Below are 783 nucleotides of genomic sequence, written 5' to 3' on the forward strand. Positions count from 1 at the left end.
GTGAGGAACTTCCGGGCCTCGGTCGCGCTCATCTTCAGCACCTTCGCGACGATGTGGACAATGCGGTGCCGTTCGAGCAGCTCGGCACGCTCGTAGACCGCACCGGCATATGTGCCGATGCTCATGCCTTCCGGCGGGCCATCCCCGCCCGGCAGGATCAGGTCGGCTGGTGCCGTCGCGGAATAGCCTGCCGCCACCAGGCGCTCATGCAGATCCTCGGGCGTCGCGGGCGGCAGCGGCGCTTCCTGATGGTCGCCAGAGGCTTCGCCAGGGTCGGCGGCTCCATGACGGCCAGCGCCGCCGCCAGCGGCCTCCTGCTCGTCGCCAGAGGCTTCGCCAGCGGCAGTGGCATCGTCCGTACCCTCGCGAGGGGCTTTCTGGCGGGCTCCAGGCGCTTCCTGGCCTTCGCCGGGGGCGGGCTTGCCGGTGGGGCGCGTGGCCGCGCGAGGCGCTTTGTTCGTCGCGGTCATGGTCAGCGGTTCCTGAGGCTGGGGTGATTGAGGAAGGCGAGCCCCAGGCCGCGCCGGATCGTGTCGGGGTCGGGGGGTTGCTCTGGAGAAGCCGCCTCGGCGGGGGTGTTGGTTCCGTCGGCGTCTGACGAAGCTTCAGCGAAGGCGGCCAGGTCGGCCTTGAGTTGCGCCCCTGCGCGCGCCGCGTCTCGTCGGGCAAAGGTCTTCACGGCGTCGAGCAGGCTGCGATGGAGGCCCGCGCAGTACGCAGGATCCGCACCAAAGCTGGCAGCTTTGGCGACGATCTCTTCGACCAGCGCCGTGGCGTTGGCGG

The 783-nt window shown here is 70.4% G+C and carries 2 protein-coding genes; both read right to left on the reverse strand.

Translation table 11 applies throughout. From position 1 onward, the window contains the following. Window positions 1-470 (reverse strand): hypothetical protein (locus AC1DWF_RS33695; protein ID WP_476842841.1); only part of this gene is annotated, 470 nt, incomplete at its 3' end. 2 nt (window positions 471-472) lie between these two features. Next, window positions 473-783, reverse strand: a 311-nt coding sequence (locus AC1DWF_RS33700; RefSeq protein WP_476842842.1) for a hypothetical protein, incomplete at its 5' end; no start/stop codon positions are given.

This window comes from Aminobacter sp. P4_D5, from assembly GCF_056401815.1.